At 56.1% G+C, this 17,790-nt stretch carries 15 protein-coding genes; 8 read left to right on the top strand and 7 right to left on the bottom strand.

Features of this window, described 5'->3' with window-relative positions; all coding sequences use genetic code 11:
* Positions 1-28: 28 nt before the first annotated feature.
* Positions 29-3,826 carry an AsmA2 domain-containing protein YhdP gene (yhdP, locus tag N6P30_RS04670; RefSeq protein WP_023294683.1) on the top strand — a complete coding sequence of 1,266 codons (3,798 nt, stop codon included), beginning with the start codon at positions 29-31 and terminating at the stop codon, positions 3,824-3,826.
* A gap of 84 nt (positions 3,827-3,910) precedes the next feature.
* Positions 3,911-5,356, top strand: coding sequence for a metalloprotease TldD (tldD, locus tag N6P30_RS04665; RefSeq protein WP_021242283.1), 1,446 nt, complete (start codon positions 3,911-3,913; stop codon positions 5,354-5,356).
* 46 nt (positions 5,357-5,402) lie between these two features.
* Here the strand turns inward: tldD and N6P30_RS04660 are convergent, their stop codons facing one another.
* Together N6P30_RS04660 and aaeR are read right to left on the bottom strand one after the other, a co-directional pair.
* On the bottom strand, positions 5,403-6,017 hold the full coding sequence (locus N6P30_RS04660; protein WP_023294682.1) for a YagU family protein: 615 nt from the start codon (positions 6,015-6,017) through the stop codon (positions 5,403-5,405).
* A gap of 219 nt (positions 6,018-6,236) precedes the next feature.
* Positions 6,237-7,163: an HTH-type transcriptional activator AaeR gene (gene aaeR / locus N6P30_RS04655; RefSeq protein WP_008502843.1), complete on the bottom strand. Its 927-nt coding sequence runs from the start codon at positions 7,161-7,163 to the stop codon at positions 6,237-6,239.
* Positions 7,164-7,342: 179 nt separating this feature from the next.
* On the opposite strand from aaeR, the gene aaeX reads away from it, so the two are divergent.
* The 5 genes from aaeX (at position 7,343) to N6P30_RS04630 (ending at position 12,322) form a co-directional block, all read left to right on the top strand.
* The gene (gene aaeX / locus N6P30_RS04650) at positions 7,343-7,546 is read left to right on the top strand and encodes a p-hydroxybenzoic acid efflux pump operon protein AaeX (RefSeq protein WP_003860416.1); all 204 of its coding nucleotides are present in this window, start codon (positions 7,343-7,345) and stop codon (positions 7,544-7,546) included.
* A 7-nt stretch (positions 7,547-7,553) separates the two neighbouring features.
* A complete protein-coding gene (gene aaeA, locus N6P30_RS04645; protein WP_023294681.1) occupies positions 7,554-8,486 on the top strand; it encodes a p-hydroxybenzoic acid efflux pump subunit AaeA in 933 nt (310 codons plus the stop codon).
* Between the two features lie 5 nt (positions 8,487-8,491).
* Positions 8,492-10,459: a p-hydroxybenzoic acid efflux pump subunit AaeB gene (gene aaeB, locus N6P30_RS04640; protein ID WP_008502841.1), complete on the top strand. Its 1,968-nt coding sequence runs from the start codon at positions 8,492-8,494 to the stop codon at positions 10,457-10,459.
* 90 nt (positions 10,460-10,549) lie between these two features.
* Entirely contained in the window at positions 10,550-12,004 is a 1,455-nt protein-coding gene (locus tag N6P30_RS04635; protein WP_023294680.1) for an NAD-dependent succinate-semialdehyde dehydrogenase, read from the top strand.
* Positions 12,005-12,049: 45 nt separating this feature from the next.
* Entirely contained in the window at positions 12,050-12,322 is a 273-nt protein-coding gene (locus tag N6P30_RS04630; protein WP_008502839.1) for a barstar family protein, read from the top strand.
* 61 nt (positions 12,323-12,383) lie between these two features.
* On the opposite strand, the gene yhcN (N6P30_RS04625) is transcribed toward N6P30_RS04630, so the two are convergent.
* The 3 genes from yhcN (N6P30_RS04625) to argR form a co-directional block, all read right to left on the bottom strand.
* Positions 12,384-12,650 (bottom strand): peroxide/acid stress response protein YhcN, encoded by a 267-nt coding sequence (gene yhcN / locus N6P30_RS04625; protein ID WP_008502838.1) that lies wholly within the window; start codon positions 12,648-12,650, stop codon positions 12,384-12,386.
* A 110-nt stretch (positions 12,651-12,760) separates the two neighbouring features.
* Positions 12,761-13,024, bottom strand: coding sequence for a peroxide/acid stress response protein YhcN (gene yhcN / locus N6P30_RS04620; protein ID WP_008502837.1), 264 nt, complete (start codon positions 13,022-13,024; stop codon positions 12,761-12,763).
* 375 nt (positions 13,025-13,399) lie between these two features.
* Positions 13,400-13,870 carry a transcriptional regulator ArgR gene (gene argR / locus N6P30_RS04615; protein WP_008502836.1) on the bottom strand — a complete coding sequence of 157 codons (471 nt, stop codon included), beginning with the start codon at positions 13,868-13,870 and terminating at the stop codon, positions 13,400-13,402.
* Between the two features lie 397 nt (positions 13,871-14,267).
* On the opposite strand from argR, the gene mdh reads away from it, so the two are divergent.
* Positions 14,268-15,206 (top strand): malate dehydrogenase, encoded by a 939-nt coding sequence (gene mdh, locus N6P30_RS04610; RefSeq protein WP_008502835.1) that lies wholly within the window; start codon positions 14,268-14,270, stop codon positions 15,204-15,206.
* A gap of 56 nt (positions 15,207-15,262) precedes the next feature.
* Here mdh and degS read toward each other — a convergent pair whose 3' ends face one another.
* Positions 15,263-16,330 (bottom strand): outer membrane-stress sensor serine endopeptidase DegS, encoded by a 1,068-nt coding sequence (gene degS, locus N6P30_RS04605; protein WP_008502834.1) that lies wholly within the window; start codon positions 16,328-16,330, stop codon positions 15,263-15,265.
* Between the two features lie 91 nt (positions 16,331-16,421).
* On the bottom strand, positions 16,422-17,789 hold the full coding sequence (degQ, locus tag N6P30_RS04600) for a serine endoprotease DegQ (protein ID WP_021242281.1): 1,368 nt from the start codon (positions 17,787-17,789) through the stop codon (positions 16,422-16,424).
* Position 17,790 lies beyond the last annotated feature (1 nt).

Genomic DNA, 17,790 nt, shown 5'->3' with positions numbered 1-17,790 from the left:
CGTGACCAAAGCTGACAAGGAGAGATGCGTGAGGCGATTGCCGGGGATTTTATTGCTTACAGGGGCAACGCTGGTCGTGATTGTCGCGTTGCTCGTGAGCGGGCTACGCCTCGTTTTACCGCATCTGGACAGCTGGCGTCCGCAGCTGCTGGCAAAAATCGAATCCACCACCGGCGTGCCGGTGAACGTCAGCCAGGTAAGCGCCAGCTGGCAGAATTTTGGCCCGACGCTCGATGTGCGGGATATCAACGCCAGCCTGAAAGATGGCGGCCACCTCAAAATCAAACGCGTGACCCTGGCGCTGGACGTCTGGCAAAGCCTGCTGCATCTGCGCTGGCAGTTTCGCGATCTTACCTTTTATCAGCTCCAGTTTCTGACCAATACGCCCATCTCGGGCGGCGACAGCAGCCAGGGGCTTGAGGCCAACCGTTTTAGCGATCTTTTCCTGCGTCAGTTCGATCATTTCGATCTGCGCGACAGCGAAGTGAGCTTTATTACCCTTTCCGGCCAGCGTGCGGAACTGGCGATCCCCCAGCTGACCTGGCTCAACGGCAGGAACCGGCACCGCGCTGAGGGGCAGGTGAGTCTCTCCAGCCTGAACGGTCAGCACGGCGTGATGCAGGTGCGCATGGATCTGCGTGACGATGACGGTCTGCTAAATAACGGCAAAGTCTGGCTGCAGGCCGACGATGTGGACGTCAAACCGTGGCTGGGCGACTGGCTCCAGCAGAATATGCAGCTGGAAACGGCCCGATTCAGCCTTGAAGGCTGGCTGACCCTGACGAAAGGCGAATTTGCCAGCGGTGATATCTGGCTCAAGCAGGGGGGCGCGAGCTGGAAAGGTGAAAACCAGCAGCATCAGCTTTCCGTCGATAACCTCACCGCCCACGTGACGCAGGAGAAAGAGGGCTGGCAGTTTGCCATTCCCGATACGCGGATCGCGATGGACGGCAAGCCGTGGCCGCGCGGTGCGCTGACGCTGGCCTGGATGCCGGAGCAGGACGTTGGCGGCACGGCCAGTAAACGCAGCGACGAGCTGCGCATCCGCGCCAGCAACCTGGATTTGGCCGCGATTGAAGGGCTGCGCTCAATGGCGGCAAAGCTCTCTCCAGACCTGGGCGAGATCTGGCTGGCTACGCAGCCGAGCGGAAAGATCGATTCTCTGGCGCTGGATATCCCGCTTCAGGCGACGGAAAAAACCCGTTTCCAGGCAACATGGAAAGATCTTGCCTGGAAGCAGTGGAAGCTGCTGCCGGGTGCGGAGCACTTTAGCGGCAAGCTGGAAGGCAGCGTGGAGAACGGCAGGCTGACGGTTGATATGCACGACGCCAGAATGCCGTACGAGACGGTCTTCCGCGCGCCGCTGGAAATCGAACAGGGCAACGCAGTGCTTAACTGGCTCCGTAACGATAAGGGCTTCCAGCTCGATGGTCGCCATATCGACGTCAAAGCCAAAGCGGTACACGCGCGGGGTGACTTCCGCTATCTGCAACCGCAGGGGGACGAGCCGTGGCTGGGTATTCTGGCCGGAATCAGTACCGATGATGGCTCGCAGGCCTGGCGCTATTTCCCGGAAAACCTGATGGGTAAAGCGCTGGTCGACTATCTGAGCGGGGCGATTCAGGGTGGTCAGGCGGAAAACGCCACGCTGGTCTACGGCGGTAACCCCCATCTGTTCCCGTACAAACATAATGAAGGTCAGTTCCAGGTTCTGGTGCCGCTGCACGACGCCACCTTCGCGTTCCAGCCGGGCTGGCCCGCGCTGAAAAACCTGGATATCGAACTTAACTTCCTCAATGACGGCCTGTGGATGAAGTCCGACAGCGTGGCGCTGGGCGGCGTGACGGCCAGCAATCTGACGGCCAACATTCCGGACTACTCAAAAGAGAAGCTGCTGATTGATGCCGACATCAACGGTCCCGGCAAGGCGGTGGGACCGTACTTTAAGGAGACCCCCCTGAAAGAGTCGCTGGCGGCGACGCTTCAGCAGCTGCAGCTTGATGGCGATGTGAATGCTCGCTTACATCTTGATATCCCGCTGGACGGTGAGATGACCACCGCCAAAGGCGACGTCCGTCTGAAGAACAACAGTCTGTACATTAAACCCCTTGAGAGCACCCTGAAAAATCTCAGCGGGCAGTTCAGCTTTGAGAACGGTAACCTGAAGAGCGAGCCGCTGACCGCCAGCTGGTTTAATCAGCCCGTGAATATCGACTTCACGACCACAGAGGGTGAAAAGGCGTATCAGGTGGCCGTCAATCTGGACGGTAACTGGCAGCCAGCGCGAATGGATGTCCTGCCGAAGCCGATTGAGGCGTCGGTGGAGGGGGCGGTCGCCTGGCAGGGTAAAGTGGCAATCGACCTGCCTTATCACGCGGGTGCCCAGTACAAGGTCGACATCACGGGGGATCTGAAGAATCTTCGAAGCCAGCTGCCTGCGCCGCTGGATAAACAGGCCGGACAGCCGCTGCCGGTGAAGCTGAACGTCGAGGGCAACCTGAACAGCTTCGCGCTGACTGGAAACGCGGGCGGGACGAACCGCTTCAACAGCCGCTGGCTGCTTAACCGCAAGCTCACTCTCGACAGGGCCATCTGGACGACGGATAGCCGCTCCACGCCGCCGCTGCCAGAGCAGACGGGCGTTGAGCTGAATCTGCCGCCGATGGACGGTGCAGAGTGGCTGGCGTTGTTCCAGAAAGGCGTTGGGCAAAACGTTGATGAAACCGCCCAGTTCCCGCAAACCATTACCGTACGCACGCCGTCGCTGATGCTGGGCGGGCAGCAGTGGAACAACCTGAGTATTGTCTCGCAGCCTGCTGCTAACGCTACGAAAGTGGAGGCCCAGGGCCGGGAGATCAACGGCACGCTGACCATGCGCAATCACGCGCCGTGGCAGGCGGCGATCCGCTATCTCTACTACAACCCGGCCGCCGCGAGTAAAGATAAACCGGCGGATACCTCGCCGCTGAGTCAAACCTCCCGCGTCGATTTTAGCGGCTGGCCCGATCTCCAGCTGCGCTGCGCGGAGTGCTGGCTGTGGGGACAGAAATATGGCCGTATCGACGGTGATTTTGCCATTCAGGGAAATACGCTTACGCTCACCGGAGGATTGATCGACACCGGCTTTGGCCGCATGACGGCAGGCGGGGAATGGGTGAATAATCCGGGCGAGCAGCGAACGTCCCTCAAGGGCGACATTAAAGGCAACAAACTGGATGCGGCAGCCAATTTCTTTGGCATCAGCACGCCGCTGCGCGGTTCGTCATTTGACGTCGATTACGATCTTCACTGGCGCGACGCCCCGTGGAAGCCGGATGAGGCCTCGCTGAACGGCATTCTGAAAACCCGCTTCGGCAAAGGTGAAATCGCCGACGTGAGCACGGGGCGCGCCGGGCAGATCCTGCGCCTGCTGAGTTTTGATGCGCTGCTGCGCAAGCTGCGCTTCGATTTCAGCGATACCTTCAGCGAAGGGTTCTACTACGATTCCATCCGCAGTACGGCGTGGATCAAGGACGGCGTTCTGCATACGGACGATACGCTGGTGGATGGCCTGGAAGCGGATATCGCCATGAAAGGCTCGGTCAACCTCGTGCGCCGCGAGCTGGATATGGAAGCCGTGGTGGCGCCGGAAATTTCCGCGAGCGTGGGCGTTGCGGCGGCCTTCGTGGTGAACCCGATTGTCGGTGCGGCGGTGTTTGCCGCCAGCAAAGTGCTGGGGCCGCTGTGGAGCAAGGTCTCCATTCTGCGCTACCGCATTACCGGTCCGGTCGATAAACCGCAGATTAATGAGGTGCTGCGCCAGCCGCGCAAAGATGCACAGCAATGATTTGACGTGGGCAGGTAATTGCCTCACTCTCAATAAATACGATCTTTATACCGCCACGGGCGGCAACGAACGAGTAGCAATACGATGAGTCTGAACCTGGTAAGTGAACATTTGCTCGCAGCGAACGGCCTGAACCATCAGGACCTGTTCTCCATTCTTGGTCAACTGACCGAACGCCGTCTCGACTACGGCGACCTTTATTTCCAGTCGAGCTATCACGAATCCTGGGTTTTAGAAGACAGCATCATTAAAGATGGCTCTTACAATATCGACCAGGGCGTCGGCGTCCGCGCCGTCAGCGGGGAGAAAACCGGTTTTGCGTATGCCGATCAGATTAGCCTCGCCGCACTTGAGCAGAGCGCGCAGGCCGCGCGCACCATTGTGCGTGATACCGGCGATGGTCGCGTGAAAACCCTGGGAGAAGTGCAGCACTCTGCGCTCTATACCAGCATCGATCCGTTGCAGAGCATGAGCCGTGAAGAGAAGCTGGATATCCTGCGCCGCGTGGACAAAGTGGCGCGCGCGGCAGATAAACGCGTGCAGGAAGTTTCAGCCAGCCTGAGCGGTGTGTATGAACTGATTCTGGTGGCGGCAACGGACGGTACCCTGGCGGCAGATGTCCGTCCGCTGGTGCGTCTCTCTATCAGCGTGCAGGTCGATGAGGACGGCAAACGCGAGCGCGGTTCAAGCGGCGGCGGCGGTCGTTTTGGCTATGACTGGTTCCTGGGCGACGTTGACGGTGAAGCGCGCGCTGACGCGTGGGCAAAAGAAGCCGTGCGCATGGCGCTGGTGAATCTGAATGCCGTCGCGGCGCCGGCGGGTTCATTCCCGGTGGTGCTGGGTGCTGGCTGGCCGGGCGTGCTGCTGCATGAGGCGGTGGGCCATGGTCTGGAAGGCGACTTTAACCGTCGCGGAACGTCGGTATTCAGCGGTCAGATTGGTCAACTTGTCTCCTCTGAACTGTGCACCGTGGTGGATGATGGCACCATGCGCGATCGTCGCGGCTCGGTCGCTATCGACGATGAAGGTACGCCCGGCCAGTACAACGTGCTGATCGAAAACGGCGTGCTGAAAGGCTACATGCAGGACAAACTCAACGCGCGCCTGATGGGCGTTGCGCCAACGGGTAACGGCCGTCGTGAATCCTACGCGCACCTGCCGATGCCGCGCATGACCAATACCTACATGCTGCCGGGCAAATCCACGCCGCAGGAGATTATCGAATCCGTTGATTACGGTATCTTTGCGCCTAACTTTGGCGGCGGCCAGGTGGATATCACCTCCGGTAAGTTTGTCTTCTCAACCTCAGAAGCGTACCTGATCGAGAAGGGCAAAGTGACCAAAGCGGTGAAAGGTGCAACGCTGATCGGCTCCGGTATTGAAGCCATGCAGCAGATCTCCATGGTCGGTAACGATCTGAAGCTGGATAATGGCGTGGGCGTCTGCGGTAAAGAGGGCCAGAGCCTGCCGGTGGGCGTGGGCCAGCCAACGCTGAAAGTAGACAACCTGACGGTGGGCGGCACAGCCTGACCTGAGCAAACATAAAAAAAGGCGCTACAGATGTAGCGCCTTTTTTTTAACGTAAGTTACCCAGCGGTATCTCCGGATCCGGCTCGTGAGTGATGCGGTTACGCAAGTCACGACGAATAATTTCGATCGACCAGAACCAGACCAGATGGCCCACGATCTCTGACACGTGTTCATACCACGGCAGCTCAAACAGCGGTGGCGTCAACCCCATCAGCGGGAAGGAGATCATATGCACAAAGAGCTGAGCTAACGCACCTGCCAGCAAACCCTGCCAGAGTTTAATTTTCGGGAAGACTTCAGCAACGACACAATAGCCAACAGCGAAGACGATGGAGAAAATAATATGCGTTACGCCGACCCAGTTAAATATATGTCCGGCAAATGTATAAACTGCTGCGTTAGGATCGACAACGCCAAGCCAGTCACGTAAAAATACATAGGGAGGGTTTAAAAAATTGCGGGAGCAGTCAATCTGCCCTGCGGCTCTTATTAAGTGCTCAGGTCCGCATGCGCCGTTGAATAAGTCGGCGGGGCTGCGTGGCGGAAGCGGCACTTCGGCTCCCCATTTGACAAAAGCGGAGACGATCCCTGCAATTAAACCGATGAACGCGGCGAGTCCATAGCGCCTGCGTGAAGGCGGTGTTTGTTCAAATAGATTCATTTCTTTTCCTTGTTTAACGTCATCCTGCGAAATACATTTTATTATTCATATCAGCAACAAATTAATAACAGCCTGACGAGCAGACTGCATATAAAGTAATGGGCTGATCGCGGTAGTGTCAATTAGCTATTCCTGATAGTGGCGAAGGAATATTCCTGAATGAATACGGGATTCATCCTGGGAATATTCATCGGTCCTATACGTTCTGGAATAAATGAATTATTCCTTTCGTCTTCCCCGCATCCCCTGAAACAGCTCCGCCACGTCCACAAAATACTCGGTCAGATAGTTAATGCACACCTGGACTTTCAGCGGGAGCTTGTCTTTTTCGGTATACAGGGCGTACACCGGACGCGGATCGGATTGGTAGCGCGGGAAGAGGATCTCCAGCACGCCGCTGTTAATTTCGTTGATCACCCACATCAGCGGTACGTAGGCGATCCCGGCGCCAGCCACCAGCCAGCGCGAAATGGTCATGGGGTCGTTAGTGACAAACCGCCCCTCCGGCAGCAGTTTGGTGGAGATCCCTTCCGGGGCAATCAGCTCAAATTCATTGTCGGGCCGCACGCTGTACTCCAGCCACGAGTGGTTGGTGAGATCGGCGGGTTTCTCCGGCACACCGTACTGGGCCAGATAGCTCTTCGAAGCGCAGACGACCATCGGCATGCTGCCCAGCCGACGCGAGAACAGGCTGGAATCCTGCAGCGCGCCGACGCGGATCACCACGTCCAGGCCGTCGGCAATCAGATCCGGCGCCGGGATACCCGTCACCAGATTGACGGTAAGCCCGGGGTACTCTTTCAGCATATCCGCCGTCATGGCAGCGAGAACATTTTGTGCCATAGTTGAAGAACACCCGATGCGCAGCGTGCCGATGGGGGTGTTGTTGAAGGCGTAGAGCTGTTCGTGAACATCCCGCACTTCCAGAAGCATGCGACGACAGCCCTGATAGTAAATTTTACCCGCTTCCGTCAGGCCAATGCTGCGAGTACTGCGGTTGAGCAGCTTGACCTGAAGCTCATCTTCCAGTTTGGACACCGTCTGGCTGATGGAGGAGACGCTCATCTGAAGCTGGCGTGCAGCGGCGGTAAAGGAGCCCAGTTCAACCACTTTGGCGAAGACTGACATGCGTTTTAAACGTTCCATTGTTCACTCTGGCTTAAAAGTGATTTAGATCACATATTATAGATAACAGCATAACAGTTACGTTAATATATTATTAATTACATAACGGCTGCGCCATTCTCGCCCGGCGTTTCTTGCTCTCCTGCGGTGGCGTGCGCTAAAAAATTCTGAAGCCTGCACTCTCTCTTATCAAGGTCAACATGAGTCTGTTTCCCGTTATCGTGGTGTTCGGTCTGTCGTTCCCACCGATATTTTTCGAGCTTCTTTTATCACTGGCGATCTTCTGGCTGGTGCGCAAGGTGCTGGTCCCTACCGGGATCTACGATTTCGTCTGGCACCCTGCATTGTTCAATACCGCGCTGTATTGCTGCCTGTTTTACCTGATATCGCGCATGTTTGTCTGAGGTTGATGTGAAAACGCTAACAAGAAAAATCTCCCGCACTGCCATCACCATGGCGCTGGTTATCCTCGCCTTCATTGCCATTTTCCGCGCCTGGGTCTATTACACCGAATCACCGTGGACGCGTGATGCACGCTTCAGCGCCGATGTGGTGGCCATCGCCCCTGACGTGGCCGGTCTTATCATGGCGGTTAACGTTCACGATAACCAGCTGGTGAAAAAAGATCAGGTTCTGTTCACCATCGACCAGCCTCGATACCAGAAAGCGCTGGAAGAGGCGGAAGCGGACGTGGCCTATTACCAGGCGCTGGCTGCGGAGAAACGCCGTGAGGCAGGCCGCCGTAATCAGCTTGGCGTTCAGGCAATGTCCCGTGAAGAGATTGACCAGTCCAACAACGTGCTGCAAACCGTGCTGCACCAGCTGGCGAAAGCAGAAGCAACGCGCGATCTGGCGAAGCTCGATCTGGAGCGTACCGTGATCCGCGCGCCGTCTGATGGCTGGGTGACCAACCTTAACGTATATGCCGGGGAATTCATTACCCGTGGCTCAACCGCCGTGGCGCTGGTGAAACAGAACTCTTTCTATGTACTCGCCTATATGGAAGAGACCAAGCTGGAAGGCGTACGTCCCGGCTATCGGGCAGAAATCACGCCGCTGGGCAGCAACCGCGTCTTTAAAGGTACCGTCGACAGCGTCGCCGCAGGGGTCACCAACTCCAGCAGTTCGCGTGATGCAAAAGGGATGGCAACGGTGGATTCCAACCTCGAGTGGGTGCGTCTGGCCCAGCGCGTGCCGGTCCGTATCCACCTGGATGAACAGCAGGGCAATCTGTGGCCTGCGGGTACCACGGCGACGGTGGTGATTACCGGTGAGAAAGATCGGGATGCCAGCCAGGACTCGTTCTTCCGTAAAATCGCCCACCGTCTGCGCGAGTTTGGTTAATCGCTATGGGCATCTTTTCCATCGCCAGCCAGCACATTCGTTTCGCCGTGAAGCTGGCGTGTGCCATTGTGCTGGCGCTGTTTGTTGGCTTCCACTTCCAGCTTGAAACCCCGCGCTGGGCAGTGCTGACGGCCGCGATTGTCGCGGCGGGTCCCGCCTTTGCCGCGGGTGGGGAACCCTATTCAGGCGCGATCCGCTATCGCGGAATGCTGCGTATCATCGGGACGTTCATCGGCTGTATCGCGGCGCTCACCATTATTATCCTGATGATCCGCACGCCGCTGCTGATGCTGATGGTGTGCTGTATCTGGGCGGGCTTCTGCACCTGGATCTCGTCTCTGGTGAAAGTGGAGAACTCCTATGCCTGGGGTCTGGCGGGCTATACCGCGCTGATTATTATCATCACCATCCAGTCCGAGCCGCTGCTGGCTCCGCAGTTTGCGGTGGAGCGATGCAGTGAGATTGTCATTGGTATCGTGAGTGCAATTGTCGCGGACCTGCTGTTCTCCCCGCGCTCCATCAAGCAGGAAGTCGACCGTGAGCTTGATGCGCTGATTGTCGCCCAGTACCAGCTGATGCAGCTCTGCATTAAGCACGGCGACAGCGAAGAGGTGGATAAAGCCTGGAGCGGGCTGGTTCGCCGCACGCAGGCGCTGGAAGGGATGCGCAGCAATCTCAATATGGAGTCGTCACGCTGGGCTCGCGCTAACCGTCGTCTGAAAGCCCTTAATACGGTCTCGTTAACGCTGATTACCCAGGCATGTGAAACCTACCTGATTCAGAACACGCGCCCGGAAGTGGTCACCGATACGTTCCGCGAACTGTTCGCTGAGCCAGTGGAAACGGTGCAGGACGTGCACAAGCAGCTTAAGCGTATGCGCAGGGTTATTGCCTGGACAGGGGAACGTGACACGCCGGTAACGATCTACACCTGGGTCGGCGCCGCGACGCGCTACCTGCTGCTGAAACGCGGCGTGATCGGGAATACCAAAATCAGCGCGGCGGAAGAAGAGGTACTGCAGGGCGAAGTGGTGATCAAGCCGGAATCCGCCGAGCGCCATCACGCGATGGTCAACTTCTGGCGTACGACGCTTGCCTGTATGCTCGGCACGCTGTTCTGGCTGTGGACGGGCTGGACGTCCGGCAGCGGCGCGATGGTGATGATTGCCGTCGTGACCGCACTGGCGATGCGTCTGCCTAACCCGCGTATGGTCGCCATCGATTTCCTGTACGGCACCCTTGCCGCCCTGCCGATCGGTGCGCTCTATTTTCTGGTCATCATCCCGTCGACGCAGCAGAGCATGCTGCTGCTCTGTATTAGCCTGGCAGTGATGGCGTTCTTTATTGGCATTGAGGTGCAAAAGCGCCGCCTCGGATCGCTGGGGGCGCTGGCGAGTACGATTAACATCATCGTGCTGGATAACCCGATGACCTTCCATTTCAGCCAGTTCCTCGACAGCGCGTTAGGTCAGCTGGTGGGCTGTTTCCTGGCGATGATGGTGATTCTGCTGGTCCGCGATAATTCGCAGGCAAGAACGGGCCGCGTGCTGTTGAACCAGTTTGTGTCGGCCGCCGTGTCGTCGATGACAACCAACACCGCGCGCCGTAAAGAGAACCACCTGCCCGCGCTCTACCAGCAGCTGTTTTTACTGCTGAACAAGTTCCCGGGCGACATTGCGAAGTTCCGCCTGGCGCTGACCATGATCATTGCACACCAGCGTCTGCGCAATGCGCCGGTGCCGATCAACGACGATCTGTCGGCCTGGCACCGCCAGCTGCGTCGTACCGCGGACCACGTGCTTTCCGCCAGCAGTGATGACAAACGACGTCGCTACTTTACGCAGCTGCTTGCAGAGCTTGATATCTACCAGGAGAAGCTTAAAACCTGGGAAGCGCCGCCTCAGGTGACCGAGCCGGTAGGACGGCTGGTGTTGATGCTGCATCGCTACCAGAATGCCCTCACGGATAGCTGACTGAAGTAAAAAAACCGACGCCAAAAGCGTCGGTTTTTTTGTGGCTATACTTATTCCAGCACGTTCTTACATTTCAGGAAGGGAGGACACATGACGACCCAGGCGCTTCAGGATCACATCCTTTTTCAGACCGGTTATCTGGTCAACGGGATCTGGAAAACGCTGGACACGACCTTCGATGTGCTTAACCCCGCTACCGGGGAAGTCATCGCGAAAGTCGCGAAAGCGGGTAAAGCACAAACCGAAGAGGCTATCGCAGCGGCCACCAAAGCCTTCCCGGCCTGGCGTGCCAAAACCGCGAAAGAGCGCTCGGCGATTCTTTATCGCTGGTACGAACTGATTATTGAGAATAAAAGCTGGCTCGGGCAGTTAATGACCACCGAGCAGGGCAAGCCGCTGAAAGAAGCGGAAGGTGAGGTGGAGTACGCTGCCAGCTTTATCCAGTGGTTTGCCGAAGAGGCCAAGCGCGCCAACGGTGAAATTATTCCGCCGATCAAACCCGGCTCGCGCATTCTGGCGACCCGCGAACCCATAGGCGTGGTGGCGGCGATAACGCCGTGGAACTTCCCAATGGCCATGCTCACCCGCAAATTAGGCCCGGCCCTGGCTGCGGGGTGCACCGGAGTGATCAAACCGGCCAATAACACGCCGCTCAGTGCCTTTGCGCTCCTTTCCCTGGCAAAACAGGCCGGCGTACCCGACGGCGTGCTCAACGCCGTGGCCGGGAATACCCATGAAATCAGCGATGCGATTATGGCAAGCCGAGACGTGCGTAAAATCTCCTTTACCGGCTCGACCTCCGTCGGCAAAACGCTGGTGCGTAATGCTGCCGAAACCATGAAAAAAGTCTCGATGGAGCTGGGGGGAAATGCCCCGTATATCGTTTTTGAGGATGCAGATATCGACGCGGCGGTGAAGGGGGCGATTGCCAACAAGTTCCGCAATGCCGGGCAGGTCTGCGTCAGCGTGAACCGTTTTTATATTCAGGAAACCGTCTACGACAAGTTTGTGAATAAACTTGCCGATGCCGTGAAGGCGCTCAAGGTGGGGAATGGCCTTGACGAGGGCGTTGTTGTCGGGCCGCTGATTGAATCTGCTGCGGTCGACAAGGTGCGTGAGCATGTCGACGATGCCGTCTCACGGGGGGCAACCGTACTGGCAGGGGGTAAGCCCCATCCGCTTGGCGGGAATTTCTGGATGCCAACCGTGCTGGGCGACTGCCATGAAGGCATGAAGCTGGCAGAGGAGGAGACGTTTGGCCCGGTTGCGGCGTGTTTCCGTTTCACCTCGGAAGATGAAGTTATCCAGCGTGCCAACAATACGCCCTACGGGCTGGCGGCTTACTTCTATACCCAGAATCTCTCACGTGTTTTCCGCGTTTCGCAGGCGATCGAGAGCGGGATGATCGGCATTAACGAGTGTGCCGTCTCCACGGAGCTGGGGCCCTTTGGCGGCGTAAAAGAGTCAGGCCTGGGTCGTGAGGGTTCCGTGCTGGGCCTGGAAGAGTATCTGGAAGTGAAAACCCTTCACATTGGGGGATTATAATAGACAGGGCGGCATCTGCCGCTCGCCTGGACTGGGTGGCTGGCAATGAAAACCTATACCTTTGATTTTGACGAGATCGACAGTCAGGAAGACTTCTACCGTGAATTTATCCGGGTGTTTGATCTTGAACGGGAAAGCGTGACGAATCTGGATACGCTGTGGGACGTGGTGACCGGTAGCCTGCTGCCGCTACCGCTGGAAATTGAGTTCATCCATTTGCCCGATAAGCTGCGCAGACGCTTTGGCGCACTGATATTACTGTTCGATGAAGCGGAAGAAGAGCTGGAAGGGCAGCTGCGTTTTAACGCGCGGCACTGAATGAAAAAAGCCCCTGACCATCAGGCCAGGGGCAAGTCGTATGATGAGATACGACGAGGGTTTATTTATACAGTTCTGCAGTTGCATGCCAGTGGTCACCCTGATTCAGTTCGGTGACGCGATAGCTGCTGGCACCTGCTTTTTCAGCTTTGGCAGCCAGTTCGTGACGGATATCCATCGGAGAGCCGGTAACAGACGTCACGGAGATGCTGCCCATAGGCTGCAGATTTTGTGCCTGGTCGGCATTCACCTGCTGTACGGCTGCGCTTGCGCCGAAAGAGAGAACAGATGCCAGACCGAGGGTTGCGATGATCAATTTGGTTTTCATAGTCTTTACTCCTGAATAGGGTTTTTGCTCAACGGCGAGAAGGGTTGAACCGCTATTTTTATGCCTGGTGCCGTTGAGTGGAGATTTACGTGTTCAGTTATTGCTCAAACTTATTTGTACAGCTCAGCGGTGGCGTGCCAGTGTGCACCAGAGCGCGCTTCGATGATGCGATAGGATGACGCACCCTTTTCTTCCGCTTTTTTGTTCAGCATCTCATGCATGTCCATTGGCGATGTGCCGACCGCGCCGACAGAAACCGTACCGATGGCCTGGCGGGATTGCGCCTGGTCAGCATTGATAGCGTCAGCCGCGAAGGCACCGAATGACAGGACAGACAGGACGCTCAGCGCCGCTACAGTTGATTTGATTTTCATGATTTTTACCTCGTCGAATTTTTTAGTGGGGTCTTGTTTCGTGACCCTCATCACAAAATCAAGTATACACTAATAACGGAAAAAATTAATACCAGACTAATGGTTTCTATTGTTATTACGTGTTAAACAGTCTTTTTTTTATAACCAAATTGCATAATATTGGGTATTTTTTGCACATTTTAGTTGGTTATGTCTAATGAAATCATATGGATATCAGCTTTTGATTTTTTGTGCGATTTTTTGATTTAGCATTCACTAGGTGAATGTTAATGGGTGGTAAAAAGCACTATTTGTCAAAGGCAGAGGCAGTGAAAAAGAGGGCGAAACGGTGTGGAGGCAGAACGATCCCCGCAGCGGCGCTACGGGGAAAGGGGATTAGAGTTCCTGTTCGAACAGAACCAGAATCGCTTCGTGGAGATCTTTAACGGAGAAACCGCTGGCTGGCGTGGTAAAGATGGTGTCATCACCGGCGATAGTCCCGAGGATACCTTCCGTTTTACCCAATGAGTCCAGCATGCGGGCAATCAGCTGTGCGGCACCTGGGCTTGTGTGGATCACCACAACGGCATCGTTGTAGTCGATATCCAGAACCAGATTCTTGAGCGGGCTGGAGGTGGTCGGCACGCCAAGTTCAGCCGGCAGGCAATAGACCATCTCCATCTTGGCGTTACGGGTACGTACCGCGCCAAATTTCGTTAACATGCGGGAGACCTTCGACTGATTGATGTTGTCGAAGCCCTGTTCCTGCAGCGCCTGAACAATTTCTCCCTGAGAACTGAATTTCTCTTCTTTAAGTAGCGCTTTAAACGCCTTTACTAATTCTTCTTGCTTAGACGAGCTTCGCATAAGTCACCCGGAATATGACGATAGAAACAACATTATTATGCATGTGGATGAATTTTTATGCAAATTATCTACTCAGCGCCAGGCTGAAATAATGTTATGAAAGGGAGTGATTTTATCAGAATTCGTTATCAGAAAACATGCCTGGGTCACGCCGCGCAAATAAGCTTAAAAGTAAATTAAATGTTATCAAAATGATGTTGTTTTGGTGGCGGGGCAGGGTGTATTGTAACCACCTCTTAATTCGTTGCCGTCTGTCGTCAGATAGCCTTCTGAAGAGAGATAAAGTCGCGCGACCTCAAATTCTTTAGCTACGAAAATTGTAATTAAACACTTGCTGAATTATGGTCGCCGCAACGGATTTACAGATACTTAAGTTAACCATAATAAGGAGTTTAGGATGAAAGTCGCAGTCCTCGGCGCTGCTGGTGGTATCGGCCAGGCGCTTGCCCTACTACTGAAAACCCAACTGCCTTCAGGCTCAGAACTCTCCCTGTACGATATTGCTCCGGTAACCCCTGGTGTGGCGGTTGACCTGAGCCACATCCCTACCGCTGTAAAAATCAAAGGCTTCTCCGGTGAAGATGCGCGTCCTGCTCTGCAGGGTGCCGACGTGGTGCTGATTTCTGCAGGCGTGGCGCGTAAGCCAGGCATGGATCGTTCAGACCTGTTCAACGTCAACGCGGGCATCGTGAAAAACCTGGTGCAGCAGATTGCTGAAGTGTGCCCGAAAGCGTGCATCGGTATCATCACTAACCCGGTGAACACCACCGTTGCTATCGCGGCAGAAGTGCTGAAGAAAGCAGGTGTTTACGACAAAAACAAACTGTTCGGCGTAACCACGCTGGATATCATTCGCTCCAACACCTTTGTTGCTGAGCTGAAGGGCAAACAGCCAACAGAAGTGGAAGTGCCGGTCATCGGCGGTCACTCTGGCGTTACCATCCTGCCTCTGCTGTCGCAGATCCCAGGCGTGAGCTTCACCGAGCAGGAAGTGGCTGACCTGACTAAACGCATCCAGAACGCGGGCACCGAAGTGGTGGAAGCGAAGGCGGGTGGCGGTTCTGCAACCCTGTCTATGGGCCAGGCGGCTGCACGTTTCGGTCTGTCACTGGTTCGCGCCCTGCAGGGCGAGAAAGGCGTTGTTGAATGCGCTTACGTTGAAGGCGATGGCGAACACGCTCGCTTCTTCTCTCAGCCGCTGCTGCTGGGCAAAAATGGTATCGAAGAGCGTAAATCCATTGGTACGCTGAGCGCGTTTGAACAACACGCGATGGAAGGCATGCTGGATACGCTGAAGAAAGATATCACCCTGGGTGAAGAGTTCGTTAACAAGTAATACGAACCGTCTCCCGGCAAAAAAACGGAGCTTATCGCTCCGTTTTTTTATGCCTGTCAGTTCGTTGCCGGGTATTCCTGAATGGTGACCTGCAGCGTCAGTTTCTTATCGTTGCGCATGACTTCAACAGGGATGATAGAGCCCGGGCGAATTTCTGCCACCTGGTCCATCGTCTCCAGCGCAGAAACCGCCGGCGTGCCGTTGACCGACACAATGACGTCATTGACCTGAATCCCCGCGTTGGCCGCCGGACCCCCTGGCGCCACCTCGTTCACCACGATGCCCTGGATCTGATCGATCCCGCCACCCTGGGTATGCATCGGCGCAATTTCACGGCCACCGATACCGATATAGCCGCGGATCACGCGTCCGTCGCGGATCAGCTTATCCATAATTTTGGTCGCCAGCTGGAACGGAATGGCAAAGCCGATCCCTTCCGGCGTCTCGCCGTCGTTACTCTTATCGAACGAGAGGGTGTTGATGCCCATCAGTTCGCCCAGCGAGTTGACCAGCGCACCGCCGGAGTTACCGTGGTTGATGGAGGCATCGGTTTGCAGGAAGTTCTGCCGTCCGGATGGGTTGAGGCCAATACGCCCGGTCGCGCTGATAATCCCCTGGGTGATGGTCTGGCCCAGGTTGTAAGGGTTACCAATCGCCAGGACGACGTCACCAATATGCGGGGTACGTTTACGGTTGATCGGGATGACCGGCAAACCGCCCGTGGCGTTAATCTTCAGGACGGCGAGGTCAGTCAGGCTGTCAGAGCCAACGAGTAATGCCTCAAACACGCGGCCATCCTGCAGGGCGACGATGATCTGGTCGGCATCGTTTATCACGTGCTTGTTGGTAATAATGTAGCCGCGCTCGTCCATGATTACCCCGGAGCCGAGAGTGCGGATCTCCAGCTGGTTATGGGCTGAGGTATTCAGGCCACGGTTATAGACGTTAACTACGGCAGGTGCGGCACGGCGAACGGCCTGGTTATAGGTGGCCGGCGTTTCATCCGTGCTATCGAACTGAGGGGCCGACAGTTTATTGAACTGACGTAAAGACGGCAGCGCCAGCAGCAGCAGGCCAGCGACAATCAAACCGATGACAATAGAACGTAAGAGCTTTAAAAGCATGATGCGCGTGTCGTTAAAAAAGGAACGATTTGCAGCATAACATGAGTTATCCGGACATCACACGCAGCGGTGATGTCCGGGTCGCAAATGCTTAGCGCAACAGAATATAGATAGACTCATTGCCGCGCATGACCTGCAGGGCAATAACCGCCGGTTTACTCTCCATCACCTTGCGCAGTTCGGCAATGGACTGCACGCGATTGCGGTTTACCCCAATGATCACATCTTCCTGATGCAATCCGGCCTGTGCGGCAGGGCTGCTCTTCTCAACGGTGTCGATGCGAATGCCTTTCGTACCGTCTTTCAGCTGTCCATCGCTCAGCGTCGCACCCTGCAGCGCCGGGGCGATCAGCTCCGCACTGGCAGAGGAGGAGGTGCTCTTATCCAGCGTCACTTCAACGTCCAGCGGCTTACCGTCACGGATCAGACCCAGCTTCACTTTGGCGCCGGGTTCGGTGGTCGCTATCCGCGAGCGCAGCTCGGCAAAGCTGCTCAGCGGCTTGTCGTTGAGGCTGACGATCACATCGCCCGATTTGATACCTGCTTTTGCCGAGCCGGAGTTAGGCAGCACTTCACTGACAAACGCCCCGCGCTGTACGTTGATGTTGAACGCTTTGGCGATATCGGCGCTCATCTCCATACCTTTAATACCCAGCAGCCCGCGTTTGATTTCGCCGAACTGAATGAGCTGCTGCGCCAGGGTTTTGGCCATATTGCTGGGAATCGCAAAACCGATCCCGATGCTGCCGCCACCCGGGGCCAGAATGGCTGTGTTGATCCCAATCAGCTCACCGTTAAGGTTAAGTAACGCCCCGCCGGAGTTCCCGCGGTTGATTGAGGCATCGGTCTGGATAAAGTTTTCCAGCCCTTCCAGATTGAGGCCGCTGCGTCCCAGCGCGGAGACGATCCCGGAAGTGGCGGTTTGCCCTAAGCCAAAGGGGTTACCCACGGCGACGGCAAAATCACCGACGCGCAGTTTGTCGGAGTCTGCGATGGCAATCTGGGTCAGGTTACTCGGGTTTTGTACCTGCAACAGCGCAATGTCGCTCTGGTCATCACCGCCAATCAGTTTGGCATCAAATTCGCGGCCATCGTTTAGCTGGACGCTGATTTTATCGGCCTGGCTGATGACGTGATTGTTAGTCAGAATGTAGCCTTTTGCCGCATCAATAATGACGCCGGAACCCAGGCCTTCAAAAGGCTGGGCCTGCTGGTCGGGAGACTCATCGCCAAAATATTTTTTCAGTTCTTCAGGGACGCGTTGGCTTTGTACCGCCGTGCCCTCAACCTGAACGCTGACCACCGCAGGCAACACTTTTTCCAGCATGGGGGCAAGGCTTGGAATGGCCGCCTGGCCAGGCACCTGGGAGGGAAGGGCGGCAAATACAGGGACGGACGCCGAGAGAGATAACCCGACACTTAACGCGATAGCGCTCAACAGCTGGTTTTTTTTCTTCATC

It is taken from the genome of Enterobacter sp. PL1, assembly GCF_945957325.1.
Taxonomy (GTDB): Bacteria; Pseudomonadota; Gammaproteobacteria; order Enterobacterales; family Enterobacteriaceae; genus Enterobacter; species Enterobacter roggenkampii.
Note: the sequence above shows the minus strand (reverse complement) of the source record. Positions and strands in the feature narration are given on the sequence as shown.